Source organism: Burkholderia sp. AU33423 (genome assembly GCF_002223135.1).
Taxonomy (GTDB): Bacteria; Pseudomonadota; Gammaproteobacteria; order Burkholderiales; family Burkholderiaceae; genus Burkholderia; species Burkholderia lata_D.
Window position 1 is genome coordinate 1,537,978 of the sequence record NZ_NKFH01000004.1, and the last position, 24,860, is coordinate 1,562,837.

The window sequence follows — 24,860 nt, forward strand, 5'->3', positions numbered from 1 at the left end:
AGCCCGGGCCGCACGCCGGGCTGCGGCGGGCCCGGCGACGGGCCCGCTTCACGGCGCCAGCGGCCGCTCCCCGGGCGCCTCATCCCGCGTCGTTCCTCACGCGCTCCCGCACTTTCCGTTCCCGCTGCCCCCTCGCTTCGCCGTCGGCGATCCTCGCCGGCGCAGCGTCCGCTTCCCCACCGCCATGTCAGCATCCGCCCGGGTGCGCGGTCGGGCCCGCATCGTGCTATGTTTTTACTATCGGCACCGGCTCACTGCAACCGGCGCCGCCCGGAATCGACGTATTTCGTGAGCGCTGCCATGTCCGACGCACCCCATATCCTCGGCTCGCAAGATCGCCTGGAACTGCTTTGCTGGCTCACCTGCGGCAATCTCGGCGCGTTTTACCTCAACGAATCGTGGCCGGACGCCACGTTCCAGGTCCAGGCCGCGCACCGCTGGCTCGACCGCCATCATCGCCAGGCCGACTGGCTGGCCGTTGCCAAGCTCGCGGCGCTCGCGCAGGACATCGCGAAGCGGCATGCCGGGTTCGTCGATGCGTCATGGGCGCGCGACGCGGTAGAGGAAATCGTCGACACCGACGATCTCGACTATCGGGCGAAACTCGTGCAATGGGTCTACGAAGACTGCTGCAAGGCGCTCGCCGACAAGCGGCTGGCCGACTGAGTCCATGCGTGCGGGCCGCGGCATCGCACGGCCGCCCGTCTGTTCGTCGATGCGCGCGTGGCAGTCGCGATGATCGACGGGCGCGGTATGCGTCGCACCGCCCCCCCTTCGCCGCCATGCACCGCGACACTTACAGCAGCGACTTCGCCTGCGTCAGCACCTTGTCGCAGATCTGCTTGGTCACCTGCTGCTTCAGGCCGCCGCCGCTCAGGTCGAGCTTGCTGCCGTTGCCGGCGTCGAGGACCCCGCTCGCGCCGCTGGTATAGCCGCTGTCGGACGACGCATTGCCGCCGAGCTTGCCCATCAGCGCGTCCTTCACCGACGACGCTCCGCCGGACGCCCCGCCGAGATAGTTGTTCTGGATGCAGAACTGCAGCAGGCCGGCGACGTTGCCGGTGCTGCCCGGCATCAGCGATGCACCGCCCCCGCCCGTCAATGCACCGCCGAGATTGCCGAGCGCACCGCCCGCGCTGCCGCCTGCGTCGCCACCACCGCCGACCTGCTTCAGGACATCGCCCAACTGCGCATGCGCCGGCGAAAACGGCGCGAGCAATCCGATCAGCGCGCCGGCAACGGTCGCGCGGTATAGACGTGCATTCATGTGAAGCCTCCCGGTTGTGATGGCATGAGTACCGCGAATCGAATCCAAGGATACCCAATCGACCCGTGCAGGACAGCCTTCGAAGGCGGCCTGAAACGTTAGGCATCGTGATATCGCCACGATTTGACAAAGCTTGACGGCGGGCCGTGTGCGGAACGTCGGGTTGACGCAGGCTCGCGATCGCTGCGCCGGGTCGCCGGCGCGCGTGAAGCGTCATAGAATCGTCGTCGCCGGCCGTTCGGACCCACCGGCCCGATCCCACTCCCGAACCTGAAGGATGCTCGCGTGATGCTTGCCCATCGATTTCTGCTGATCGCCGGCGCATCGGCCGCGCTGCTGTGCGGCTCCGGCACTGCCCGCGCGGCGACGGCCACGGCGGCCGCCGCATGCCCGTCGCCTTCGTTCGACCGCTATCCGGCACTCGCTGCAAGCGCGCCGCGCAAGCCGGCCGCGGCACCACGCCTGACCACCAGGGAAGCCCGCCTCTACCGCACCGTCATCCGCGACGAATTCACGCAACCGGCCAATTTTGCCGGCCACTACCGGGTCGCGACCTGGGGCTGCGGAACGGATTGCCGGAATTTCGCGATCGTCGACAAGTACACGGGCGCGACGTACACGATGCCCGGCGTGCAGGAAATCGCAGGCGTGATGGGCAACGACGAGGAGCGAGTCGATTTCCGCCCCGGCAGCAGGCTGTTGATCGTCGCGGGCTGCTTCAACGACGAATGCGACGACAACAGCGCGAAGGCCGCCCGGTTCTTCTATGAATGGACCGGCACGCAGTTGCGCCGGATCGGCACCTGTCCGCTGGCGATCGAGCCGCTCCAGTAGCCGAACGATGAGAGCGCCGGCCGCCGCTCGCCGCGACTTGCGCTATCGTTCGTCCGGTACACCTTGAACGGCGCACCCATCCGCGATGTCCATTCGCCTCAGTTTCGACGACGGGCCCGGTCCCTCGACACTCTCCTTGCTCGATGTCCTGTACGCCGCGTCCTGCCAGGCGACCTTCTTCCTGCTCGGCCAGAGTCTCGCAGGCGCACTCGACGTCGCGGCAAGAATGGCGAGCGAAGGCCACCTACTCGGCAATCACACGCATTCGCACGCAAGGCCGGGCGCGCTCGCGGATGACGCCCTGATCGACGAAATCGACGCAACCGATGCGCTGATTCGCGAAGCCTATCGCCGCGCCGGCGTTCCAGCTCCGGACACGATTCCATTGCGCCTGCCTTACGGCCTGATGCCGCAGGACGGTCGCGCCGGCGTGCTGGCGCGGCTGCGGCGCGAACACACGGGATGGACCGCGATACTGGACGACTGGCAGCGGCCGGCGCCGTCGCCGCAGGCGCTGTTCGACGCGATGTGCGCGCACGTCGACGCCAGCGCGGCACGGCAACGGGACGTGCTGTTCTGCATGCACGACGGATCGCGGCATGGCGAAGCGCGGCCCAATACGGTCGAAGCGGTGCGCCTGTTCCTGAATCGGCCGCGCTGACGAAGCAGCCGGTTAACGTCCCGGCGCCGCACCACCGAGCAACTGCCACCAGCCGCCGAGAAAGCCAATGCCGGGCCCCGGTGTCCACAGGCCGCGTTGTGCGGCTTCGAGATGGATCAGCGTCTGGTCCGCGCAGAACAGGGCCATCAGCGCATCGCGTCGGTCGTGCATCCAGTCCGGTACGTCATCGGGCCGCGTCGCGGCATAGGCTTGCAGACCGGCGTCCCAGCGCCGCGCATCGAATACGAAGCGATCGTCCCTGCCCGCATCGCGCGACAGCGCGAACAGCGCAAAAGCCGCTTCGAGCCACTGCGCGCCCTGCCCGACATCGTCGAAATCGAGCACGCCGTTCACCGCGCGCCCCACGTACAGCAGGTTGCCCGCGTGATAGTCGCCGTGCAGCCAGTGCACCGCCCCCGTCAGCCAGCGGGCAGCAGCGTCGAGATGTGCGCCGATCCGACGGATCATCGTCTCGTAGTGGCCGCTCAAGTCACCCGGCAACGACGGTGCCGCTCGCGCCGCTACACGTGCGTGGCGCGCAAACACCCAGGCCAGCGGCGCCGATTCGGTCACGGGCATCGCCGCCATCGCCGCGTGCAGATGCGCGAGTGCACGCATCGCATCGATCGCGCCCGCCTCCGCATCGTCCGGCAGGCCGGGGCGGCCGTCGATATGCTCGAACAGATGCAGCCAGCGCCCATCGGACAGCTGTACACCGGACTGTGCATCCACGGTCGGCCGCAGTCTCGGCAGTGCAGGCAGCATCGGTGCCGTACGCGAGGGGCCGAGATGGCCGAGTATCGCCGCCTCGTGATGCACCTGCTCGACCGCCTTGCCGGACCACGACACGCGCAGCACCGCGCGCCCCGCATCGCACTCGACGAGATACGTTTTGTTAGTATGGCCCGACGCCAGCGCCTGCAGGTGCGCCGGCCCGATGTTCCAGTACCGGTGAAGCCACGGTTCCAGCGTTTTCACGTCACTCCTACTCGTTGCATTGACCATGTCAGAGCGTCCCTCGGCCCGCATGCGGGACATCAATATCGAATGGCTGACGCGTGCCGCCGAATTCGACCATCTGTTCCAGACGCGCTGGCTCGGCGAGCGCTTCTTCCACCTGCCCGGCGACATGCTCGCGCTCCAGGAGCTGATCTGGCGCGAGCGTCCCGACTGCATCGTGCAGACCGGAATCGCGGCGGGCGGCGGCGTCGTATTCTCCGCGTCGATGCTGGAACTGGCCGGCGACAGCGGCCGTGTTGTCGCGATCGAACCGCGCCTGCGCGACGAGGTCAGGCAGCGCCTGCAATCGCACCGGCTCGCCCACCGCATGACGCTGATCGAAGGCGAATCATGCGCGGCCGACACGCTCGCATCGGTGCGCGCACAGATCGGTGACGGCGCGCGCGTGATGGCGATCCTCGATCTCACGCACACCCACGCGCACGTGCTGCGCGAACTCGAATGCTATGCGCCGCTCGTGACGCCAGGTAGTTACGCGATCGTGATGGACACCATCATGGAGTACCTGCCCGAGTCGATGTTCGACGGCAAGCCGTACGGCAAAGGCAACAACCCGGCCACCGCCGCGCATGCATTCCTCGCTCGCGACAACCGCTTCGAGGTCGACTACGACATCGAGGACCGCGTCCTCATGACGCTGTCGCCTGGCGGTTTCCTGAAGCGAGTGCGCTGATCAGGCGCGCCGCCTCGGCAGAACCGTCGCGCGACGCATAGCTCGCGCGGATCCGCGCCGCCTGCTCGCGCAGCGTCCCGGGCCGCAACAGACGTTCGAGCGCACCGGCAATGTCCGCCACGCCGGCTTGCTGCAGATCCAGCACGCACCCCGCACCGGCCCGCTCGACGAAGTGCGCCGAATGGAACTGGTCGTTACAGAACGGCGACAGCAGCATCGGCACGCCGCACGCAAGCGACTCCATCACCGAATTCGCACCGCCATGACTGACGAACGCGTGCGTGCGCTGCAGCAGCGCCAGTTGCGGCACGTAACGCACGGCGACCACACGCTCGTCGTCGGCTGGCAGCAGATCCGAATCGACCAGTTCGCCCACCGACAGCACCAGTTGCGCCGACGTCGCGCGCGTCGCCTCGATGACCTTCGCAAACACATCGGGATGGTAGTAAAGCTGGCTGCCGAGCGACATGTAGACCAAAGGACGATCCGCATCGAGGCGTTCCCACGGGAACGGCGTCTCGTCGCCGCGCGGCCCGGACGGCATTGCCGGACCGACCAGCTCGACACCGGGCGGCGGCGCACCGACCAGCGCGTCGGTCGTGAACGCGAGCGTCAGGTGCGGCGAGAGGATGTCGCAACCGCGAAAACGCGCGTCGAGCCCGTAGCGCGCGAACAGTCGCGTGCGTTCCGGCGTGAGCCATCGCACCGTGCGCAGCAGTTCCGAATCGAGATCGTCCGGCAACACCGGATTCAGCGAATTCGACATCGAGACCCACGGCAGCCCTTCCAGTTCAGCGGCAATCGCCGCCGCATAGAGCAGCGGATCGATCACGACCACGTCGGGCCGCCAGTCGCGCAGTACCGCGCGGATGCCGTCCACCTGTGCGGGCGCGAGATCGATCAGCAGCGTGCGGATCCAGTGCCGCAGCCAGTCCGCGTCGCGAATGTTCGCGGCGAAGCTCGCGCCACGCGACAGGTCGTGGCGCTCGGGCGTCTCGCGCGGCCCGACGAATTCGAAGCCGCCGGCACCGTCGAGCTGTGCGCTGATGTCGGCCGGTGCATAGAACGCGACGTCGCACCCGGCGGTGCGCAGATGCTGGGCCGGGCCGATACACGGATTGACGTGCCCCTTTTCGGGCACCACGCAGAACAGGATGCGTTTCATGAACGATTCAGGTTGGGCGATGCGCGGCATCGAGATGGTCGAAATGATCGAGGATCAGCGACAGCGTCGTCCACAGCACGCGTTCGGTATCCGCCTGCAGCGTGGGCGCAGCCAGGCCGAGGGTATCGGCCAGCGCGTGCGTGCGGTCGCGATCGAGCAGCGCCGCGAGATCCATGGCCGGGGCGAGCCGCCCGCGCTTGGGGCCGTGCACGAGACGGTCCGGCAGGTTCAGACGCGCGCCGAGATCGCGCAGGCATTGCTTGTCCGGGTCGGGCGCGATGCTCGTCAGATGCGCGACGACGGCGGCGTCGACGAACGGCGGATGCAGGTCGACCGACGCCGCGTCGAACAGCGCATGGCACAGCGGCAGATAGTTGGCCGATTGATCGCGTCGCATCACCTGGTCCGCGCCGTCGCCGGTGATGGCCACCTCGACGCCGTCCGCGGCCATCGCCTCGGCGAGCAGCAGCTTCGCGACCGGATGCAGGTTGAACATCGGCTCCTCGACCGCATGCGTCGTTCTCGGCAGCGCCGCGACGAAATCGGCCTCGTTCGCGCGCACGATCTTCACGTTCGCCTGCATCTGCGCGGCCAGTTCGAGTGCGGCATCGCGTTCGCAATAGTCCGGCATGTCGGTCACGAGGACGTAGGACGTCACGTGCCGCTGCGCGCCGAGTTCGCGCAGCAACGCGAGCAGCAGCGCCGAATCGAGCCCGCCGCTCAGCGCCAGCGCGACGCGCTTGCCGCTGTCGAGCGCGCGCTGCAGCGATGCGCGCAGCACGGTTTCCAGATCGGCGTGCTGCGGCTGCCCGGGTGCCGGCTGCACGGTCAGCCCTTGCGGCCAACGGACCAGCGCATGGCCGGGCGGAACCGCGCGCACGTCGCGCAACACGGTGCGGCCAACCAGCCGCTCGCCGCTCAGGTAACCCGCGATGGCCGCCGCGTCCGGCTCGCCGGCCGGTTGCCCCGACGCGTGCAGGACGGCCCGGATGCCGGACGCCGCCGCACCGCTGCGTGGATGATAGTGAAGCCGGTCGAAGCCGAACAGGTCGCGCGTGCCGACGATCATGGATAACGAGCCTTCAAGGCGTCCACTTCAATGCGTTTGAGGATGCGATGCGGCGCCACCGGTGCGCTGCCGCCCTGGCAATGCAGGCACGCTTCGAGCGGCGCCTCGCGTTGCAGATAGGCGAGCATCGCGTCGAGCATGCCAGCGTCGTCGCGCAGCGGCAGGCCGTCGGATTGAAAATCCTTCTCGCCCTTGTAGAGCGTATGGAAATGCGCCGGACGCGTGCAGGTGTAGAACATGCCGTCGCGAATCATATGGCAGCGCTCGCGGATCCAGCAATCGTGATAAAGGCGCTGCGCTTCGTCACGATCGGTGCCGGGCTGCGCGCGGTTCATCGTCGTGAACACGTCCTGCACCTTCCAGTTCAGGCGCACGTCGAAGCGCACGGCCTGGCGCTCGATGTGCGCGACCAGGTCGGGCGACAGCGACGGCTTCGGATAGCGCGAGATCGTCAGCGCATCCACCGCGTGCCAGAACGCGTCGGTCATCTCGCCGAGCTTCAGGCCGTTCGTCGTGACGGAGATCACGGGTGCGATGCCCGTGGCGCGCACGCGCTGGACGAGTTCGACGAGTGCCGGGTGCAGCAGCGGCTCGCCGCCGACCAGCTTGAACATGCGCGGGTGCAGCACTTTCGCGGCCTTGCGCAGATCGGCCTCGATCGATTCGGGGCGCGCATACCACTCGGGCAGCAACGGCGACAGCGAGCAGCATTCTGCGCAGGTCAGGTTGCAGTGGTCGACGATATGCGCTTCCAGCGAGCGCGTCAGCACGCGACCGTCTTCGACACGGTAATCGCGATCCAGCGGCGGCGGAAACACATGCTGCCGCTCGGCCGGCGGCGTCGGATTCGACATCCGGTTCAGATTCGCATTCACTTCAGCGTCCTGCTTCGATGCAACGGGAAAAGAAATCGACCAGACGGTCGCGCGCATCCACCATCGCGGAGGCCATCGTCACCGCGCCGTTCAGATGCGATGCAAAGCGCGACGGATCGTCGAGCCAGCCTTGCACGATCCAGAGCTTGAGCGCGTGCTGCAGACACGCGGCGTCGACCGCCCAGGCAATGCGCGCGGGATCGACCGGCCGGGTCCGCCGATAGGCCAGCACGAACGCCTCCGCCAGATGCGGCGCCTCCAGCGGCAGATGGTTCAGGCAACGCACCAGTTCGTATTCACGCGGTGCGCCGATCGACGCTTCCCAGTCGAGGATGAGCGGCGGCAGCGTGCCCGTGAACAGATAGTTGAACTGGTTGTAGTCGTTGTGGATCGGGTGCTGCGGATCGTCGGCGGGAAACGCGTCGATGCTGCCCGGATAGTAGCGGTCGAGCAGGCGCAGCGCGAGATCGACGTAGCGGCGCAGGTTGTCGGCGGCGTGGTTCGCGCATGCGCGATCGAGTGCGTCATGCAGGCCGCGGCGCACTGCGTCCGCGTCGATCGCGGTCAGGCGTGCGCGGATCGTGTCGAGCTGCGGCAAATGAAGCTGCTCGAGACTCAGATGCAGCGCTGCCAGACTCGCGCCCAGCGCATCCCATTCGGCCGGCGAAAACGTGTCGTAGGTTCTGAACTGCCCGGCTTCCCAGTGCGTCAGCATCGCGTGGGAACCTTGGCCCGTCCACAGCGGCTCGCCGGACGTCGTGCGTTTCAGCGTCTGCACATGGAAACGCGCATCGCCATGCGTCTCGAAGTGCGCGAGCACGGCGGCCTCCTTGGCCGCACGCGCATGATGCCCGCACGCGTAGAGCTTGACCGCTACGCCGCCGTCATCGGTCGGCAGGTGCCACACGCGTTCGCCGACCTGGCGCGGCGGCCCGCTTCGGCCCAGCGCATAGGCATCGCGGATCTCGTCGAAGGTCGCGGCGAGCGAGTCCATTCAGATGTGCTCGGCCGGCCCGTATCGATACGGATGACCGCTCAGGAACGTGTTGTGCCCGACGTAGCGCACCTTATACATCGCCGGGCGGAACAGCACCGAGGGATCGTTGTTCGCGATGCCGAGCAGCGGATACAGATCCTGCCGCACGAAGAACGCGTTGTTGCCCATGTCGTCGCAGCAGACGAGTTCATAGCCCTTCTGCCGGCCGAGATGGACGAGCGATTCGAGGCTCGCGCCGTAATACGTCGAGCCGTCCCATTCGTGATCCGGGTTGAAGCACATGACCCAACGCTCGGGCGGTGTGTAGTACGGGTTGTATTCGATCACGACGATGCGCGGCTGGAACGCTTGAAGGCCGCGCCAGACCCAGTAGTCGTTGCCGTCGATGTCGATCGACAGCAGGTCGAAGTCGGTTGGCGTGTTTGCGTCGGCGAGCAACGTGTCGATCGTGTCGGGCTGAACGCGATCATGATGCAAGCGAACGCGATCGGCGCCCGCATAGTGGGCGGCCAGCTTGCCGAACCGGTACGCGCTGCCTTCCACTAGCACGCCGGACCAATCCTGTTCGCGCAGCAACCGCGCGGTGTTGCTGTTGCGCAGGCCGTCGCTTGCGCCGATATCGACGCAGAAGCGGTTGGTCGGCGCGATCCGCTCCATCAGGCGCGCCAGGATGCCTTCCTCGGTGCCCTGCGCGTACAGGCTTGGCGCAAGGCCGGACAGGTCGAGCGGGAAAGGACGGTCCTGCATCGAGGGAGCGGCTCCGGGTCGGAATTGAGGGTGGTATTCGGTGCGTAATTTACCCGAAGTCGATTGACGGAAGGAAACTCCGATTCGCGACACCGCCGGCTTCACTGGCACGCAAATGAAAAAGCCCGCATCGACAGTGTTGTCGATGCGGGCCCGATGCGTTTCTCACGGCTTCGCGCTGCTATGCGCTCCGGCTTCGTACCACTGCCAGGCCGCAACACATGAACGGAAGCGTCAGGACAATTACTCCTGCCCCTGACTCGTCAGGAACTCCTCGTAATTGCCACCGAAGTCGAACAGCGTGCCATCGGTGCGCACTTCAATAATCCGGTTCGCCAGCCCGCTCACGAACTCACGGTCGTGCGACACGAAAATCAGCGTGCCTTCGAACTGCTCGAGCGCGATCTGCAGCGACTCGATCGACTCCATGTCCATGTGGTTGGTCGGTTCGTCCATCAGCAGCACGTTGTGGCGGCCGAGCATCAGCTTGCCCCAGATCATGCGGCCCTTCTCGCCGCCCGACAGCACCTTCACCGACTTCTTGATGTCGTCCGACGTGAACAGCAGGCGGCCCAGCGTGCCGCGGACCATCGTTTCGTCGTCGCCGTCCTTGCGGTACTGGTCGATCCAGTCCATCAGCGTGATGTCGTTCGGGAACTCCTCGTACGTGTCCTGCGGCATGTAGCCGACGTTCGCGTTCTCGGACCACTTCACCGTGCCGTGCTCGAGCTCGAGCGCGCCGAGCAGCGAACGCAGCAGCGTCGTCTTGCCCGCGCCGTTCTCGCCGATGATCGCGATCCGCTCGCCCGGCTGAACCGACAGGTTGAAGTTCTGGAAGATCGTGCGCTCGTACTTCTTCGTGATCTCTTCAGCGACCACCGCGACGTTGTGCAGCTTCTTCTCGAACTCGAAACGGATGAACGGGTTCTGGCGCGACGACGGCTTGAATTCCTCGATCTTGATCTTGTCGATCTGCTTCGCACGGCTGGTCGCCTGACGGGCCTTCGACTTGTTCGCCGAGAAGCGGCGCACGAAGTCCTGCAGTTCGGCGACACGCTCCTTCGCACGCGTATTCGCCGCGGCCTGGCGCTCGCGCGCCTGTGCCGAGGCGAGCATGTAGTCGTCGTAGTTGCCCGGCCAGACCTTCAGCGTGCCGAAGTCCATGTCGGCCATGTGCGTGCACACCGAGTTCAGGAAGTGACGATCGTGCGAGATGATGATCATCGTCGAGTTGTACTCGTTGAGCGTTTGCTCGAGCCAACGAATCGAGTTGATGTCGAGGTTGTTGGTCGGTTCGTCGAGCAGCAGCACGTCCGGCTTCGAGAACAGCGCCTGTGCGAGCAGCACGCGCAGCTTCCAGCCCGGCGCGACGTCGCTCATCGTGCCGTTGTGGAATTTCTCCTCGATGCCGATGCCGAGCAGCAGCGCGCCCGCGCGCGCCTCGGCGTCGTAGCCGCCGTATTCGGCGAACTTGCCTTCGAGCTCGGCGGCGTGCATGTAGTCGTCGTCGGTGGCTTCCGGGTTCGCGTAGATCGCGTCACGCTCGGTCATAGCGGCCCACATTTCGGTGTGGCCCATCATCACGACGTCGAGCACGCGCACGTCTTCGTACGCGAACTGGTCCTGGCGCAGCTTGCCGAGACGCACGTTCGGCTCCAGCGCGACGTTGCCGGCGCTCGGCTCGAGGTCACCGCCGAGGATCTTCATGAACGTCGACTTGCCACAGCCGTTCGCGCCGATCAGACCATAGCGGTTGCCCTCGCCGAATTTGACCGAGATATTCTCGAACAAGGGCTTCGGCCCGAATTGCATCGTGATGTTGGCAGTAGAAAGCACGGCAGGTCCCGTTAAAGGATAAATCGACGGAAAACCGTGTATTTTAGCAGGTGTCGGAGAAACTGCCGACCACGCCGTTCCGGCAACGCATTTCCGGCCCCCTGGCCTGCCGCCCGGCGGCCCGCCAATACGACGGCACGCGCCCCACCGCCGCCTTATGGGAATCCTGCATGCTCGCCAGCCAGCTTCGCGAACAACTCGTCGGCGCGTGGCGCCTCGTGTCCTACGAAGTCCGCCCCTGTGACGGCAGCGCGGCCGCCTATCCGCTCGGTCGCGACGTGCGCGGCTGGCTCCTCTATACGCGGGACGGCTACATGTCCGCCCAGCTGATGGCCGCCGGCCGGCCGCCCTACGCGATCGGCGACCCGCACCACGGCGCCGACGACGCGTGCGCGGCGGCCGCGCGCGGCTACCTCGCCTATTCGGGCCCCTTTCAGGTCGCCGACGACGGCATGCTGACTCACGAAATGGACGTCAGCCTGTTCCCGAACTGGGTCGGCAACATCCAGCAGCGGATCGCCGTGCTCGACGGCGATCGCCTCCAACTCGGCCCCGCGGCACCGGTCAGGATCGACGGGCGGGAAGTCGAAGTCGTGCTGCTCTGGGTGCGCGCGGGCCGCTGACGCCCGTCACTTGCCGGCCTTCGCCGCCGCCCGCTGTGCCGCCTTCGCATTCATTTGACCGAACAGCTCCGAGCACGGCACGTCGCGGTTGTTGCTCGGCGCGATCAGCGGAATCAAGGCCGCGAACGGGTTGATCAGCCCGAGGCCGACCATTGCACCGGCGCGCAGCGCGAGCGCCCCCGCATCGACGCCGACGTCCGGATTCTTGAACGTGCCCTTCGCATACAGCGGCGAGCGCAGCGAGAAGATCCGGAAACCCTTCGTGTGCGGATGGATCTTCAGGTTCAGCGTTTCGTCGCGCAGGCTGATCGGGCCGTCGACGTTGATCAGCGCGTCGTCCGTATCGAGCGCGAACACCTTCGGGTCGAGAATGCCGTTGGTCGCGACGAAGTCGATCGCCGCGCAGTTGATCTTCACGTCGTTGTTGCCGAACAGCTTCTCGTAGACGACGTTCGCGACGTTCAGCCCCGCCGCTTCCATCAGCAGGCGGCTGATGCGGCCATCCGTCACGAGCGCCTTCACCTCGCCGGTCGACGTCGCGGCCAGCGCGGCCGGCGAGTTGCCGGTCGCCGACAGCGACGCATCGCCGTTGATCTCGCCGAGCGCCGACTGCATGACCTTCTGCGCCGGGAACAACTGCTTGAGCTTCAGGTGCCGCGCCGCCACCGTGAAGCGGCCCTTCAGCGGCGCACCGCTGCCGTCGAGATGCGCGGTCGTCGCGAGCGTGCCGCCCGCGACGCCGAACTGCAATGGCTCGAGCGACAACACGCCGTCCGTCATCACGATGTGCGTGTACAGGTTGGTGATCGGCAGGTCCGAACTCTTGACCAGCTTGCGACCCGTGAACTTGACGTCCGCGTCGAGCGCACGCCAGCGGTCCGTGCGGAACGTCTCGACCGGCAGCACGCGGCCCGCCGGCTGTTTCGTCGTGTCGCCGCGCTTGGCCTTGCTCGCGGCCGTATCCGCGCCGATCACCGGGGCGAGATCGGAGAACTGCAGCAGGTTCGACACGAGCTCGCCCGACAGCTTCGGTCGCGGCTCGCGCTGCTCGTAGGTGAGCGTACCGCCGAGATCGCTGCCGCCGACGCGACCGTTGAAGTTCTCGTAGCGGAAGGTGCTGGCCTTCCGCTTGAAGTTGCCGATCAGCCGCCCTTCCGTCGCGTAAGGCGGCGTATCGGGCAGCGTGATGCCCGTCAGCTGGTAAAGGTGCGACATCGACGTGCCCTGCAGCCACAGTCGCAGGTTGATGGCCGCGAGGTGCATCGGATCGGTCAGCGTGCCGACGATCGCGAGCCGCGTGTCGCCGGCCTTCACGTCGGCCTGCAACGGGAACGGCCGCGACGCGTCCTGGATCGCGAGCACGCCGCCCAGCTTGCCGGTGCCGCTGATCGGCACGTTCTTGTAGCGGCCGTCGACCTTCAGCCCGAACGCATAGGTCGGGCCGGACGGCTTCGCGGGCGCTGCAACGCTGCTTGCGCCGCTTGCACCAGACGCGGCAACAGCAACCGATGCCGAAGCGGTAGACGAAGAAGCCGACACCACGGCAGACCCGGCCGAAACACCGATGGCCGACGCCGCACTCGCAGGCTGCGCCGCAGAAGCGCTCGACGCGGCCTCGGCGTTGGCCTTCGCGCTCAACTGCGCGGCGCCATGCTTGCCGACACGCTGCGCCGATGCCGCGCGCGATGTCTGCTCCTGCTCCTTCAGCACGTCGCCGAGCGGAATCGGCTGCCCGAGCGTATCGATCGCGACGGTCAGGTCGGCCTTCGTGATCGCGTCGCGGTACGTGACCGTGCCCTTCGCGAAGCCGAAGCTGTCGAGCCGCACCTTCCACGGCGACGGCTGCGACGATTGCTTGAACTGGAAGGTCCACGTGTTGCGGCCGTCGGCAAGCCGCTCGAGGTCGATTGCCGGATTCACGACGTCGATCGAGGGGATCACGATTTCATGCGCGAGCAGCGGCAGGATCGCGAGATCGAAGTGCGCGGCGTCGAGCGTGACGAACTTGGGCATCTTCGCCCAATCGGGGTTGCCGATCTCGAGCTGCGTGGCCGTAAAGCTCGGCCAGGGCACCCATGCGCGCCAGCCGGTTTCGCCGTCGGGGCGGCGCCAGCCGACCTTCAGGTCGCCGTTGATCGCGAACGGGCGGCCGAGTGCGGCTGTGACCTGTTCGTTGACCCACGGCTTCGCGCGGTTCCAGTCGAAGATAAAGAGAAAGACGCCGGCCGCCGCGATGAGCACCGCGACGATACCGACGATCCATGCAGCCGATTTGCCGATGGCTCGGGCTAGCGTCATGGCGGTTCCGTTGTTGTTCTGAAATGTTGCCGCGCCATGCCGGGCCGCTTGCGTGGACGAACGGCGCACGACACCCGCGGCTTTTCAATCGGTATTATGACGCACGCCATGGTGACGTTTCGGCGCCATTAACGCTTTTTTTCATTTGTGACATGACAGCCCCCACCGGCCTCATCGATGCAGCGCGCATCACGCGGCGCGATGCCAGCAGCGGCAAGACCCTGCTCGCCCCGACCGATTTCAGCCTCGCGGCGGGTTCGCGAATTGCTATCACCGGGCCGTCCGGGTCGGGCAAGAGCGTGCTGCTGCGCGCGCTCGCGCTGCTCGATCCGCTCGACGGCGGCCACATCCTGTGGCGCGGCAAGCGGATCCGGCGCAACGCGATCCCGCGTTACCGGCGCAGCGTCGCCTATGTGCGCCAGCGCCCCGCGCAGATGGACGGCACCGTCGAATCGCAGCTGCGCTATCCGTATTCGCTCGCGATCTATCGCGACGTCGCGTTCGATCGCGCGCGCGCCGAAGCGCTCGCCGCGCAGGCCGGCCGGGGTCCCGACTTTCTCGACAAGCGCGCGAGCGACCTGTCCGGCGGCGAAGCGCAGATCACCGCGCTGCTGCGCGTGCTGCAGCTCGATCCCGACGTGCTGCTGCTCGACGAGCCGACGTCTGCGCTCGATCCCGAATCGGCGCGCGCGATCGAGGCGCTCGTCGGCGCGTGGTTCGACGCCGCGCCCGACGCCCGCGCATACATGTGGATCTCGCACGATCCGGCCCAGGCCGCGCGGATCGGCACGATGCGGCTCGTGATGCAGGCCGGCGTGATGCACGCGGCCAACCCGACGGAGGCAACGCAATGAGCCCCGCCCTGCAGGACCTGAGCCTCGTCGACGTCGGCATCGCCGCCGCGCTCGTCGCGGTCAACGGCGCGATCTCGATGGCCCTGTCGCTCGGCCTCGGCCGCAAGCTTGCGCTCGCGGCCGTACGCACCGTCGTGCAGTTGCTCGCGATCGGCTACGTGCTCGGCTGGGTATTCGGTCATCCTCACTGGTACGTCGTGCTGCCGCTCACCGCGCTGATGACGCTGATCGCCGGGCTCGCCGGCGCGGGGCGCGGCAAGCGCACGTATCGCGGCCAGCGCATCGACAGCATCGCGTCGATCTGGTTCAGCAGCTGGTTCGTCGCGGCGGTCGGCCTGTTCGTCGTGATCCGCATCCATCCGTGGTACGCGCCGCAATACGCGATTCCGATCCTCGGGATGATTCTCGGCAATACGCTCACGGGCGTGTCGCTCGGCGTCGAGCGGATGATGGAGGAACTCACGGCGCGCCGCGACCGCGTCGAGACCGCACTCGCGCTCGGCGCGACGCGCTGGGAAGCCGCGCAGGACGCCGCGCGCCAGGCCGTGCGCGCCGGCATGCTGCCGACGCTGAACCAGATGGCCGTCGTCGGCGTCGTGAGCCTGCCGGGGATGATGACGGGCCAGGTGCTGGCCGGGCAATCACCGCTGCAGGCCGTGCGCTACCAGATCGTGATCATGTTCCTGATCGCCGCGGCCTCCGCGCTCGGCACGGTCGGCGCGGTGCTGATGACCTATCGCCGGCTGTTCTCGGCGGATCACCGCTTTCTCGCGGCGCGGCTCGAAGAACGCGCGCACTGACACGCGGCGCCATCGCGCGATGCGTTCGCGCGGTTCGCAGTCAGCGCGCGCTGCGGCGCTTGCCGATCGCCTGCCGCAACGCGGCTGCGATGTCCGCGTCCGGCGCGAGCCCGTCGACCGACGCGACGAGCCTTACCGCACGCGATGTCGTCACATAGGCCTGCGCGCCGACATAGCCGCCGCTGCCGGCCGAGCGCGTCGTCACGACGAGCGCCTGCGGCGCACGTGCACCGAGGTCGGCCGTGAATGCATCGGTGACCGTACCATCACGCGCATGCAGCGCGCCCGTCACGTAATCGTCGGTATCGAAGCCGGGGGCGGCATGCGCGGTCGAATACACGCGCACCGCGTAGCTGCCGGTCGAGCACGGTTCGAGCGCGCCGCTCGACACGACCGCCACCTGCTGCCGCGACGGCAGCTCGACTTTCTTCACGAAACCGCAATCGTCGGCCGCGTGCGCGGGCGCAGCGACGAACGCAAGGGCACACAACAGCGCGCGCATTCGGTATTTCATCGGATGTCGTGACAGGAAGGTGATGATGCGGGCGAGCATAGCGTGACATTCGCATGACGTCATGCGGGTCGCTTTGCGACGCTGTTGCACGGCGAACGGCTGCCATGCCGTTGAAGCAGGTCGCAAGAAAGCATTGTGACGGCGACACGGAACGGTCACGTGTCGCCGCGTGGTATTGCAGCAAGTCGAATCCGTTGCGCGCGCACCGGCTCCGACGCCGGGCCGCCCGCGCCGTTCAACGCTTGATCGACACCGTTACCTTCGAGCCATCGCTCATCGTGACGGACTTCGACCCGCCGTTGGTCGAGATCGACACCCACTTCACCTGGCTCACCGACACGACGTCCGGACACTGCAGCGACTTGCCGCCGGCCGTCACGTTGCGCGTGCCTTTCGGCGCGGCCGCCTGGAAGCTCAACTGCACGTTGGCGATCCCCTTCGCGTCGATCGACGGCGCGAGCCGCACCTGGGTCTGGCGCACCATCGCGCCGTTCTCGTCGCGCGGCAGGTTCTCGGCGTTCGGGCAACCTTCCGGCATCGCGACCGCCCCGCTCGGCGGCACCGACTTCCAGTTGAAGTCGTCCGTCTCGCCCGAGCGGATCTTGCGGGTCTCCTGCGTATTGCCGAAGCTCTTCGAGTCGACCTTGACGGTGTATTCGAGCTGTCCGGTACCGCCGCCCTTCAGACTGCCCTTGACCGGCGGCGCCGCGAATACGCTCGCGCTGACGCACGCCGCCGCGAACACGACCGACCACGTTGCGGCGACTGACAAGCTGCGTTGGCTCATGCTGACCTCCTTGGTATGCGGCGGCACGCGCGTGCCGCGCGGTTTTCGATGCATGATGCGCTGCCAGTCTACCGCCAAGCGGCATGCAGTGCGCCGCAAACGCATCGGGTGTTACCCCGCTTGCGTTCGCGGCGCCGCAACCTTACGCGCGATGCCGGCTCAGAAGCCGCTCAGCACGAGCTTGCCGATCGAACGCCCGGCCTCGAGCAACTGGTGCGCGCGCCGCACGTTCGCCGCGTTGATCGTGCCGAGCTGCTCGCCGAGCGTCGTGCGCAGCGTGCCGCCGTCGACGAGCCGCGCGACTTCGCCGAGGATCCGGTGCTGCTCGATCATGTCCGGCGTCTCGAACATGGCACGCGTGAACATGAATTCCCAGTGAAACGCCGCGCTCTTCGCCTTCAGCAGTTCGACCGGCACCGGCTTGTCGTTCTCGACGATCGTGCAAATGCCGCCCTGCGGCCGGATGACCTCCGCAGCGGCCGGAAAGTGACGATCCGTGTCGTTGAAAATCAGCACGTAGTCGACGTTCGGATGCCCGGCCTCGCGCAGCTGCGCGGGCAGGTCGCCGAAATGGTCGACCACCGCGTCCGCGCCCAGCGAGCGCACCCACTCGGCCGACGCCGGCCGCGATGCCGTTGCGATCACGTGCAGCTTGCCGAGCGCCTTCGCGAGCTGGATTGCGATCGAACCCACGCCACCCGCGCCGCCGATGATCAGCACCGACTTGCCGGCGTCCGCGCCCTGCGGCGATACACGCAGCCGGTCGAACAGTGCCTCCCATGCGGTCAGCGCGGTGAGCGGCAGCGCGGCGGATGCGGCGAAATCGAGCGTGCGCGGCTTCAGCGCGGCGATCCGCTCGTCGACCGTATGGAATTCGCTGTTCGCACCCGGCCGCGTGATGCTGCCCGCGTAGAACACTTCGTCGCCGGGCCGGAACAGCGTGACGTCGGCGCCGACCGCGACCACCGTGCCGGCCGCATCCCAGCCGAGCACGCGCGGCGTGTCCTCGACCTGCGGCTTCGGCGCGCGCACCTTGGTGTCCACCGGGTTCACGGAAATCGCCTCGACCTTCACGAGCAGGTCGCGCGGGCCCGGCACGGGCTGCGGCAGCTCCACGTCGAGCAGCGCTTGCGGGTCGTCGATCGGCAGATAACGGATCAGTCCAACGGCTTTCATCACGACACTCCTTCAAGGAAACCTGTGGGCCGCGGCGCAGCCCCATGAACGTCATCGTAGGCAACCCGATCATTCGAGAAAAGCGCTATATTTCCTGAAACATTTTCAGGAATTTCAGAATAATGGCCTCCGATCCGATTCCGGCCCCCGACAAGCCGCTCGACCTGCTCGACGTCGCGCTGTTCGTGCGCGCGGCGCTGCTCGCGAACGTCACGGCGGCCGGGCGCGAGTTCGGCGTGTCGGCCGCGGTCGCGAGCGCGCGCATCGCGCAGCTCGAACGCCAGCTCGGCGCACGGCTGCTGCACCGCACCACGCGCCGCATCAGCCTCACGCAGGACGGCGAAGTCTTCATGGCGCACGCCGACACGCTGCTGTCGGCCGCCGATGCCGCGCGCGCATCGGTCGGCCACGGCCGCACCGAGCCGTACGGGCGGCTGAAGGTGTCAATGTCGTCGTCGTTCGGCCGCCAGCATGTCGCGCCGGTGATTCCCGCGTTCCTGCGCCGCTATCCGTCCGTGTCGCTCGACCTGCGGCTGTCGGACGAGATCGTCGACCTCGTCGACGACGGCTACGACGTCGCGATCCGCCTCGGCGCGCTGAAGGATTCGACGCTCGTCGCGCGCAAGCTCGCCACGAACCGTCGCGTGCTGTGCTGCTCGCCCGCGTATCTCGCCGAACACGGCACGCCGCGCCATCCGGCCGACCTCGCGCAGCACGAGTGCGTGATCCTCGGCGACCAACGCGACTGGTCGTTCGCCACACCGCAAGGCCCGCTCACCGTGCGGGTCGGCGGCCGGCTCGTCGCAAGCAACGGCGAGGCGATCCGCGAAGCGCTCGTCGACGGCTTCGGGATCGCGATCAAGTCGACCTGGGACGTCGGCCCGCTGCTCGCGAGCGGCGCGCTCGTCACGGTGCTCGACGACTATCCGTTCGCGGAAGACATCGCGATCTGGGCCGTCTACCCGAGCCGCGCGCACGTTCCGCTGAAGACGCTCGCCTTCATCACGTTCCTGGCCGAGCATTTCGGCGATCCGCCGTACTGGGATCGCGCGGACGGGCAATGACCGCGGCGCCGCGCACGCTTTCGATCCGCCCCCGCCGCCGCGTGCGGCCAACCGGCTACAATGGCGCGTTCGCCACGCAACGGCCCGACGCCGGACGGGGCCCGCATCGGCAGGCGGCCGCCCGTTGGCCGCACACGCATTTCATTCGCTTCCCAACCATCCCGTCATGACCCACAACCTCGTCATCCAGAGTCTTGCGCCGCTGTCGGACGCCCATCACAAACCGCTGCTCGCGCTGTCGCGCGGCACCCGCATCGTGCAGACCGACGATCATGCGCTGCGGATCGACAACGCGAACCCGGCGCAACGCGTCGACATCGACGCTTACTGCGGCACGCACGCGCTCGACTTCGCGTTCGTCGAGGCCGGCCTCTCGCTCGGCGACTTCGGGCTCGCCGTGATGGACATGGATTCGACGCTGATCACGATCGAGTGCATCGACGAGATCGCCGATTTCTGCGGACTGAAAACGCAGGTCGCGGAGATCACCGAAGCGTCGATGCGCGGCGAGATCCGCGACTTCAACGAAAGCCTCACGCGCCGTGTCGCGCTGCTCGCCGGGCTCGACGCGCACGCGCTCGAACGCGTGTACGAGGAACGGCTGCAACTGTCGCCGGGCGCCGAGAAGATGCTCGCCGGCGTGAAGGCCGCCGGCATGAAGACGCTGCTCGTGTCCGGCGGCTTCACGTTCTTCACCGAACGGCTGAAGGCGCGCCTCGGCCTCGACTACGCGCATGCGAACACGCTCGAGATCGTCGACGGCAAGCTGACCGGCAAGGTGCTCGGCGAGATCGTCAACGCCGACGTGAAGGCGCGCCTGCTGCGCGAGACGTGCGCGTCGCTCGGCCTCGAGCCGAGCCGCGCGATCGCGATGGGCGACGGCTCGAACGACCTGAAGATGATGGCCGAAGCCGGGCTGTCGGTCGCGTACCACGCGAAGCCCGTCGTGCGCGATGCGGCGACGGTCGCATTCGATCACGTCGGCCTCGACGGGCTGCTGCGGCTGTTCTGATCCCGCGCAATCCGAAATGAAAAACGCCGGCGCGATGCAACATCGCGCCGGCGTTTTGTTTTTCTGCCGAAAGTGGGCGGCTGGCGATCAGCCCAGCGCAGCCTGCATCGCGCGCTCGATGTCCGCGCGCAGGTCGCCCTCGTCTTCCAGGCCGACATAGAAACGCACCAGCGTGCCGCGATGCGCCCAGTCCGGACGCATCGACGCGACGTCGTAAGGCATCGCGAGGCTGCACGCGCCGCCCCAGCTCCAGCCGATCGCGAACAGCTCGAGCGACTCGACGAAGCGGTCGACCTGCTCCGCACTGTAGCGTTCGTCGAACACCACCGAGAACAACCCGCCCGCGCCGGTGAAATCGCGCATGAACGACGCGTGCCCCGGGCAATCGGCGATCTGCGGGTGCAATACCGCCGCGATCTCCGGCCGCGCCTTCAGCCATTGCGCGAGCGCAAGCGCGCTCTTGCTGTGCGCGTCGAAACGCACCTGCATGCTCGGCAGGCTGCGCAGCACGAGCGAGCAATCGTCGACCGACACGCCGACGCCGCAGCGCATCCGCGCGAGCTTCAGCTGCGCATGCAGCGCCGCGTTCGCGGTGATCGTCGCCCCCATCAGCACGTCGCTGCCGCCCGACTGGTACTTGGTCAGCGCCTGCACCGAGATGTCGACGCCGTGTTCGAACGGCTTGAACGCGAGCCCGGCCGAAAAGGTGTTGTCGATCGCGGTAACGATGCCGCGCGCCTTCGCGGCCGCCGTAATCGCCTGCACGTCCGGCACTTCCATCGTCACCGAGCCGGGCGCCTCGATCCAGATCAGCCGCGTGTTCGGCTGGATCAGGTCGGCGATGCCGGCGCCGATCAGCGGATCGTAGAAGCGCGCGGTGATGCCGAAATCCTTCGCGAGCCAGTTGCCGAAATCGGCGTTCGGCCCGTACACGTTGTGCGGAATCAGCACGTCGTCGCCGGCTTTCACGATCCCGAAGTAGACGTTCATGATCGCCGCGAGACCCGACGGCTGCAGCAGCGCATGCGTCCCGCCCTCGATCTCGGCGAGCCGCTGCGCGAGCGCGAGCGACGTCGGCGTCGCATGCAGGCCGTAGCGCCACTGGTTGTCGTTGTGCCAGACGAGCGCACGCATCGTCGCGAGATCGGGAAACACGACCGTCGACGCGCGCGCGACCGGCGGCACGAACGAACGGAAGCCTTCCGGGATCACGTCGTCGGGTTGAACGATGCGGGTTTGCAGTGCGCGCTTGGGAGTGGATGCAGTCATGACTGGAAGCCGGGCACGAGGCCGTTCGGTTGCGGAATATGCAGCTAGATTAGCCAAAATCGGCGCAATTGGCCCGGTACAATGCGCGCCGCGCGCACCGAGCCAGCGCGGGTTCAGTCGTCGGTGCGCAGATTGACGACGCCGCCCACCGTCTCGATTTCCTGCACGCGGCCGTCGCGCACTTGCAGCGCCGCGCGCTTGCCCGGCGCGTGACGCAGCACGACAGGCTGCGGATCCGACTCGTCCGAATTCATCCGGTCGGCCTTCAGGTCCCCCGTCGCGTCGAAGCGGCCGATCCACACGCCCGTGATGTTCGTGCCGTCGTTCGATTCCTCGATTTCGAGCGTGTCGCCATCGCGATCGCCCGCGAGCAGCACGACCTCGCCTGTATCGGCGAACTGGTATTCGCCGTGCACGCCTTCCTCGTCCGTCTTCGGGCCGAGATGCACGACGATCGGCCGGTCACCGAGCGTGCCTTCGTAGCGCGGCAGGCGGGCGAACTCCGGATTCGGCTTCAGCGGCCGCGCCGTTGCCGGTTCATCCTGCTGCACGCCCGGCGTGACGGCCTGTGCCGCGGAGACGCCCGGCATCGCCATGCCCGCCGCCAGCGCGCCCGCGACGACGAGCGCCCGTTGCCATTGCGAATATCGACCCACCGTGTGTTGCTCCTTGCTTCAGATTCGCTCGAAAACCGCGGAAACCGCGGCGATGCCCTGCCCGCCCTGCGGTGCCGTGGCCGGCGTGCGCATGCCGCATCAGCCCTGCATCAGGCGCTCCACCGCATCGCGGTGCGGAATCGGCGCGACCGCGCCGTAGCCCGTCGTCGACAGCGCCGCCGCGGCGTTCGCATAACGCGCCGCCACGAACGGATCGTCGCCCGCGACGATCCGCGCGACGAAGGCGCCGCCGAAGCAGTCGCCCGCACCCGTCGCATCGACGGCTTCGACCGTGAAGCCCGGCACGACGCGCCGCTCGTTCGGCGTCGCCACGTAAGCGCCTTCCTTGCCGAGCTTCAACGCGACGACCTGCGGCCCGTGTTCGAGCATCGCATCGACGATCGCATCGCGATCGTTCGCGCCCGTGAGCGCCGTCACGTCGTCCCAGCTGGGCAGGCAGATGTCCGTCTGGCGCAGCGCCTCGCGCATCACCGCGCGAGCCCGCGGCAACGGCCACAGCTTCAGGCGCAGGTTCGTATCGAAGCTGACCTTCGCGCCGTTGCGGCGAGCGTGGTCGATCGCCGCGAATGCGGCGTCGCACGCGGCCGTGCTGATCGCGAGGCTGATGCCCGACAGATGCACGGCTTTCGCGGCGGCCAGTGCATCGAGCGGCAGGTCCCCCGTTGCGTAACGGCTCGCCGCCGAGCCCGCACGCAGGTAGTCGAACTGGTGACCGTCGGCGCCGTGCGTGACGAAGTACACGCCGGTCGGCGCCGCGCGGTCGATCCGCACGTACGTCGTGTCGACGCGTTCCGCGCGCCACATGTCGGCCAGCAGACGGCCGAACGGATCGTCGCCGATCGCCGACACGAAGCCCGTCGACGCGCCCTGGCGCGCCGCGGCGATGCAGAAGTTCGACGTGTCGCCGCCGAAGCCCTGCAGGAATTCAGGCCGGCCCGGCTGCGACTGGTTGAATTCGATCATCGCCTCGCCGAGCGCGAGGATCTCCGGGAATGCCGCGGTCATCGCTTACACCTCGCCCCACAGATCGTGGCCGTCGGCGCCCGTGATCTTCACGGACACGAAATCGCCGACCTTGTAGCGCTTCGATGCCTTCGCCGCCGGTTCGACATAGACGACGCCGTCGATCTCCGGCGCATCCGCCGCCGTGCGGCCGATCCCGCCTTCCTCGCTCACTTCGTCGATCAGCACCTTGAGGGTCTTGCCGACCTTGCGCTGGATGCGATTCGCCGACACTTCCTCGGCGACTTCCATGAAGCGCGCGCGGCGTTCCTCGCGGACTTCATCCGGCAGCGCGCCGTCGAGTTCGTTCGCGGTCGCGCCTTCGACCGGCGAGTAGGCAAAGCAGCCGACGCGATCGAGTTCCGCCTCGCGGATGAAGTCCAGCAGCGTTTCGAACTGCTCTTCCGTCTCGCCGGGGAAGCCTGCGATGAACGTGCTGCGGATCGTCAGGTCCGGACAGATCTCGCGCCACTTCTGCACGCGCTCGAGCACCTTCTCGGCGTTCGCCGGACGCTTCATGCGCTTCAGCACTTCCGGGTGCGCATGCTGGAACGGCACGTCGAGGTACGGCAGCACGTGGCCCTTGAACGGGCCTTCGGCCATCAGCGGAATCACTTCGTCGACGCTCGGATACGGGTACACGTAGTGCAGGCGCACCCATGCGCCGTACTGCGCGGCGAGTTCGCCGAGCGCGGCGACCAGGTCGGTCATGCGCGTCTTGATCGGCTTGCCGTTCCAGAAGCCCGTGCGGTACTTCACGTCGACGCCGTACGCGCTCGTGTCCTGCGAGATCACGAGCAGTTCCTTCACGCCCGACTTGAACAGGTTCTCGGCTTCCAGCATCACTTCCGCGACCGGACGCGACACGAGGTCGCCGCGCATCGACGGGATGATGCAGAACGTGCAGCGGTGGTTGCAGCCTTCGGAGATCTTCAGGTACGCGTAGTGGCGCGGCGTGAGCTTGATGCCGGCGGCGGGCACGAGATCGGTGAACGGATCGTGCGGCTTCGGCAGGTGCGAATGCACGGCCTGCATCACTTCGCCCACCGCGTGCGGGCCGGTGACGGCGAGCACCTTCGGGTGGACTTCCTCGATCAGGTTCGACCCGCTGGCGCTCGACTTGGCGCCGAGACAGCCGGTGACGATCACCTTGCCGTTCTCGGTCAGCGCTTCGCCGATCGCGTCGAGGCTTTCCTGCACGGCTTCGTCGATGAAGCCGCAGGTGTTCACGACGACGAGGTCGGCACCGTCGTAGGTGCCGGAAATTTCATAACCTTCGGCGCGCAGTTGCGTGATGATCTGTTCGGAGTCGACTAAAGCCTTAGGGCAGCCAAGGCTGACGAAGCCTACTTTGGGGGATTGGGACATCTGGAATGTGGGGGCGTGGCAGCAAAAGCGTGAGTTTACAGCCATTTAGGGGTGGCGAGGCAAAACAGGCGATCGGCGGCGGCATCGACCGTCGAATCGGATGCACGACGCGCCGGCGGGCCGTCACGCGATGGGTGCCTGATGCGTCCCTTTCAATTTGAAACAGAGAATTGCCGCGCGACCCGCTCACGCGATGTCCGAAACCAACGCATTTGAAGCGCTGACGGCGCCGCGCTTTCTTTGATCCCGGTGAGACGCTCGATCGAGCGGAA

The 24,860-nt window shown here is 67.2% G+C and carries 25 protein-coding genes; 9 read left to right on the top strand and 16 right to left on the bottom strand.

The window, feature by feature from the left end:
• Nucleotides 1–300: 300 nt before the first annotated feature.
• Nucleotides 301–666, top strand: a complete 366-nt coding sequence (locus CFB50_RS09830; protein ID WP_069248063.1) for a hypothetical protein — start codon at nucleotides 301–303, stop codon at nucleotides 664–666.
• Between the two features lie 130 nt (nucleotides 667–796).
• On the opposite strand, the gene CFB50_RS09835 is transcribed toward CFB50_RS09830, so the two are convergent.
• Complete coding sequence (locus tag CFB50_RS09835) at nucleotides 797–1,267, bottom strand: DUF2501 domain-containing protein (RefSeq protein ID WP_089445733.1); 471 nt, start codon at nucleotides 1,265–1,267, stop codon at nucleotides 797–799.
• Nucleotides 1,268–1,552: 285 nt separating this feature from the next.
• Here CFB50_RS09835 and CFB50_RS09840 point away from each other — a divergent pair, with 285 nt between their 5' ends.
• Both CFB50_RS09840 and CFB50_RS09845 read left to right on the top strand, forming a co-directional pair.
• Nucleotides 1,553–2,101, top strand: coding sequence for a hypothetical protein (locus tag CFB50_RS09840; RefSeq protein WP_089445734.1), 549 nt, complete (start codon nucleotides 1,553–1,555; stop codon nucleotides 2,099–2,101).
• A gap of 85 nt (nucleotides 2,102–2,186) precedes the next feature.
• Nucleotides 2,187–2,762 carry a polysaccharide deacetylase family protein gene (locus tag CFB50_RS09845; protein WP_089445735.1) on the top strand — a complete coding sequence of 192 codons (576 nt, stop codon included), beginning with the start codon at nucleotides 2,187–2,189 and terminating at the stop codon, nucleotides 2,760–2,762.
• Nucleotides 2,763–2,774: 12 nt separating this feature from the next.
• Here the strand turns inward: CFB50_RS09845 and CFB50_RS09850 are convergent, their stop codons facing one another.
• Nucleotides 2,775–3,767, bottom strand: coding sequence for a phosphotransferase (locus tag CFB50_RS09850; protein ID WP_256978868.1), 993 nt, complete (start codon nucleotides 3,765–3,767; stop codon nucleotides 2,775–2,777).
• On the opposite strand from CFB50_RS09850, the gene CFB50_RS09855 reads away from it, so the two are divergent.
• Nucleotides 3,766–4,455 (top strand): cephalosporin hydroxylase family protein, encoded by a 690-nt coding sequence (locus CFB50_RS09855; RefSeq protein ID WP_089445737.1) that lies wholly within the window; start codon nucleotides 3,766–3,768, stop codon nucleotides 4,453–4,455. The two genes, CFB50_RS09850 and CFB50_RS09855, sit on opposite strands and share 2 nt — an antisense overlap.
• On the opposite strand, the gene CFB50_RS09860 is transcribed toward CFB50_RS09855, so the two are convergent.
• The 6 genes from CFB50_RS09860 to CFB50_RS09885 form a co-directional block, all read right to left on the bottom strand.
• Nucleotides 4,412–5,620 carry a glycosyltransferase gene (locus CFB50_RS09860; RefSeq protein WP_089446083.1) on the bottom strand — a complete coding sequence of 403 codons (1,209 nt, stop codon included), beginning with the start codon at nucleotides 5,618–5,620 and terminating at the stop codon, nucleotides 4,412–4,414. The two genes, CFB50_RS09855 and CFB50_RS09860, sit on opposite strands and share 44 nt — an antisense overlap.
• A 7-nt stretch (nucleotides 5,621–5,627) precedes the next feature.
• Nucleotides 5,628–6,689 (bottom strand): asparagine synthase-related protein, encoded by a 1,062-nt coding sequence (locus CFB50_RS09865; RefSeq protein ID WP_089445738.1) that lies wholly within the window; start codon nucleotides 6,687–6,689, stop codon nucleotides 5,628–5,630.
• On the bottom strand, nucleotides 6,686–7,564 hold the full coding sequence (locus tag CFB50_RS09870; RefSeq protein ID WP_089445739.1) for a 4Fe-4S cluster-binding domain-containing protein: 879 nt from the start codon (nucleotides 7,562–7,564) through the stop codon (nucleotides 6,686–6,688). The genes CFB50_RS09865 and CFB50_RS09870 overlap by 4 nt, the downstream gene beginning before the upstream one ends.
• 1 nt (nucleotide 7,565) lies before the next feature.
• Nucleotides 7,566–8,558, bottom strand: a complete 993-nt coding sequence (locus tag CFB50_RS09875; RefSeq protein ID WP_089445740.1) for a phosphotransferase enzyme family protein — start codon at nucleotides 8,556–8,558, stop codon at nucleotides 7,566–7,568.
• On the bottom strand, nucleotides 8,559–9,308 hold the full coding sequence (locus CFB50_RS09880) for an FkbM family methyltransferase (RefSeq protein WP_089445741.1): 750 nt from the start codon (nucleotides 9,306–9,308) through the stop codon (nucleotides 8,559–8,561). It lies immediately after the preceding gene.
• A gap of 243 nt (nucleotides 9,309–9,551) precedes the next feature.
• Entirely contained in the window at nucleotides 9,552–11,144 is a 1,593-nt protein-coding gene (locus CFB50_RS09885) for an ABC-F family ATPase (RefSeq protein ID WP_069248073.1), read from the bottom strand.
• Between the two features lie 170 nt (nucleotides 11,145–11,314).
• On the opposite strand from CFB50_RS09885, the gene CFB50_RS09890 reads away from it, so the two are divergent.
• A complete protein-coding gene (locus CFB50_RS09890) occupies nucleotides 11,315–11,767 on the top strand; it encodes a lipocalin-like domain-containing protein (protein ID WP_089445742.1) in 453 nt (150 codons plus the stop codon).
• A gap of 6 nt (nucleotides 11,768–11,773) precedes the next feature.
• Here the strand turns inward: CFB50_RS09890 and CFB50_RS09895 are convergent, their stop codons facing one another.
• On the bottom strand, nucleotides 11,774–14,065 hold the full coding sequence (locus tag CFB50_RS09895) for an AsmA family protein (protein ID WP_089445743.1): 2,292 nt from the start codon (nucleotides 14,063–14,065) through the stop codon (nucleotides 11,774–11,776).
• Nucleotides 14,066–14,217: 152 nt separating this feature from the next.
• Here CFB50_RS09895 and CFB50_RS09900 point away from each other — a divergent pair, with 152 nt between their 5' ends.
• Both CFB50_RS09900 and CFB50_RS09905 read left to right on the top strand, forming a co-directional pair.
• Nucleotides 14,218–14,919 carry an ABC transporter ATP-binding protein gene (locus tag CFB50_RS09900; protein WP_089445744.1) on the top strand — a complete coding sequence of 234 codons (702 nt, stop codon included), beginning with the start codon at nucleotides 14,218–14,220 and terminating at the stop codon, nucleotides 14,917–14,919.
• Nucleotides 14,916–15,719: an ABC transporter permease gene (locus CFB50_RS09905; protein WP_069248077.1), complete on the top strand. Its 804-nt coding sequence runs from the start codon at nucleotides 14,916–14,918 to the stop codon at nucleotides 15,717–15,719. The genes CFB50_RS09900 and CFB50_RS09905 overlap by 4 nt, the downstream gene beginning before the upstream one ends.
• A 40-nt stretch (nucleotides 15,720–15,759) precedes the next feature.
• Here CFB50_RS09905 and CFB50_RS09910 read toward each other — a convergent pair whose 3' ends face one another.
• The 3 genes from CFB50_RS09910 to CFB50_RS09920 all read right to left on the bottom strand — a co-directional run bounded on the left by CFB50_RS09910 (nucleotide 15,760) and on the right by CFB50_RS09920 (nucleotide 18,196).
• Nucleotides 15,760–16,233, bottom strand: coding sequence for a PliI family lysozyme inhibitor of I-type lysozyme (locus tag CFB50_RS09910; protein WP_069248078.1), 474 nt, complete (start codon nucleotides 16,231–16,233; stop codon nucleotides 15,760–15,762).
• Nucleotides 16,234–16,468: 235 nt separating this feature from the next.
• A complete protein-coding gene (locus CFB50_RS09915; RefSeq protein ID WP_089446084.1) occupies nucleotides 16,469–17,020 on the bottom strand; it encodes a DUF6013 family protein in 552 nt (183 codons plus the stop codon).
• A 159-nt stretch (nucleotides 17,021–17,179) separates the two neighbouring features.
• Nucleotides 17,180–18,196, bottom strand: a complete 1,017-nt coding sequence (locus CFB50_RS09920; RefSeq protein WP_089445745.1) for a zinc-binding alcohol dehydrogenase family protein — start codon at nucleotides 18,194–18,196, stop codon at nucleotides 17,180–17,182.
• A 122-nt stretch (nucleotides 18,197–18,318) separates the two neighbouring features.
• Here CFB50_RS09920 and CFB50_RS09925 point away from each other — a divergent pair, with 122 nt between their 5' ends.
• Together CFB50_RS09925 and serB are read left to right on the top strand one after the other, a co-directional pair.
• Nucleotides 18,319–19,260 (top strand): LysR family transcriptional regulator, encoded by a 942-nt coding sequence (locus CFB50_RS09925; RefSeq protein WP_089445746.1) that lies wholly within the window; start codon nucleotides 18,319–18,321, stop codon nucleotides 19,258–19,260.
• Between the two features lie 166 nt (nucleotides 19,261–19,426).
• Nucleotides 19,427–20,272, top strand: coding sequence for a phosphoserine phosphatase SerB (serB, locus tag CFB50_RS09930; RefSeq protein WP_089445747.1), 846 nt, complete (start codon nucleotides 19,427–19,429; stop codon nucleotides 20,270–20,272).
• A gap of 87 nt (nucleotides 20,273–20,359) precedes the next feature.
• Here the strand turns inward: serB and CFB50_RS09935 are convergent, their stop codons facing one another.
• The 4 genes from CFB50_RS09935 to rimO form a co-directional block, all read right to left on the bottom strand.
• Nucleotides 20,360–21,541, bottom strand: a complete 1,182-nt coding sequence (locus tag CFB50_RS09935) for a cystathionine beta-lyase (protein ID WP_069248082.1) — start codon at nucleotides 21,539–21,541, stop codon at nucleotides 20,360–20,362.
• 113 nt (nucleotides 21,542–21,654) lie between these two features.
• Nucleotides 21,655–22,197: a hypothetical protein gene (locus CFB50_RS09940; RefSeq protein WP_089445748.1), complete on the bottom strand. Its 543-nt coding sequence runs from the start codon at nucleotides 22,195–22,197 to the stop codon at nucleotides 21,655–21,657.
• A gap of 99 nt (nucleotides 22,198–22,296) precedes the next feature.
• Nucleotides 22,297–23,223, bottom strand: coding sequence for a sugar kinase (locus tag CFB50_RS09945; protein ID WP_089445749.1), 927 nt, complete (start codon nucleotides 23,221–23,223; stop codon nucleotides 22,297–22,299).
• A 3-nt stretch (nucleotides 23,224–23,226) separates the two neighbouring features.
• A complete protein-coding gene (rimO, locus tag CFB50_RS09950) occupies nucleotides 23,227–24,588 on the bottom strand; it encodes a 30S ribosomal protein S12 methylthiotransferase RimO (protein WP_027787268.1) in 1,362 nt (453 codons plus the stop codon).
• Nucleotides 24,589–24,860: the final 272 nt, after the last annotated feature.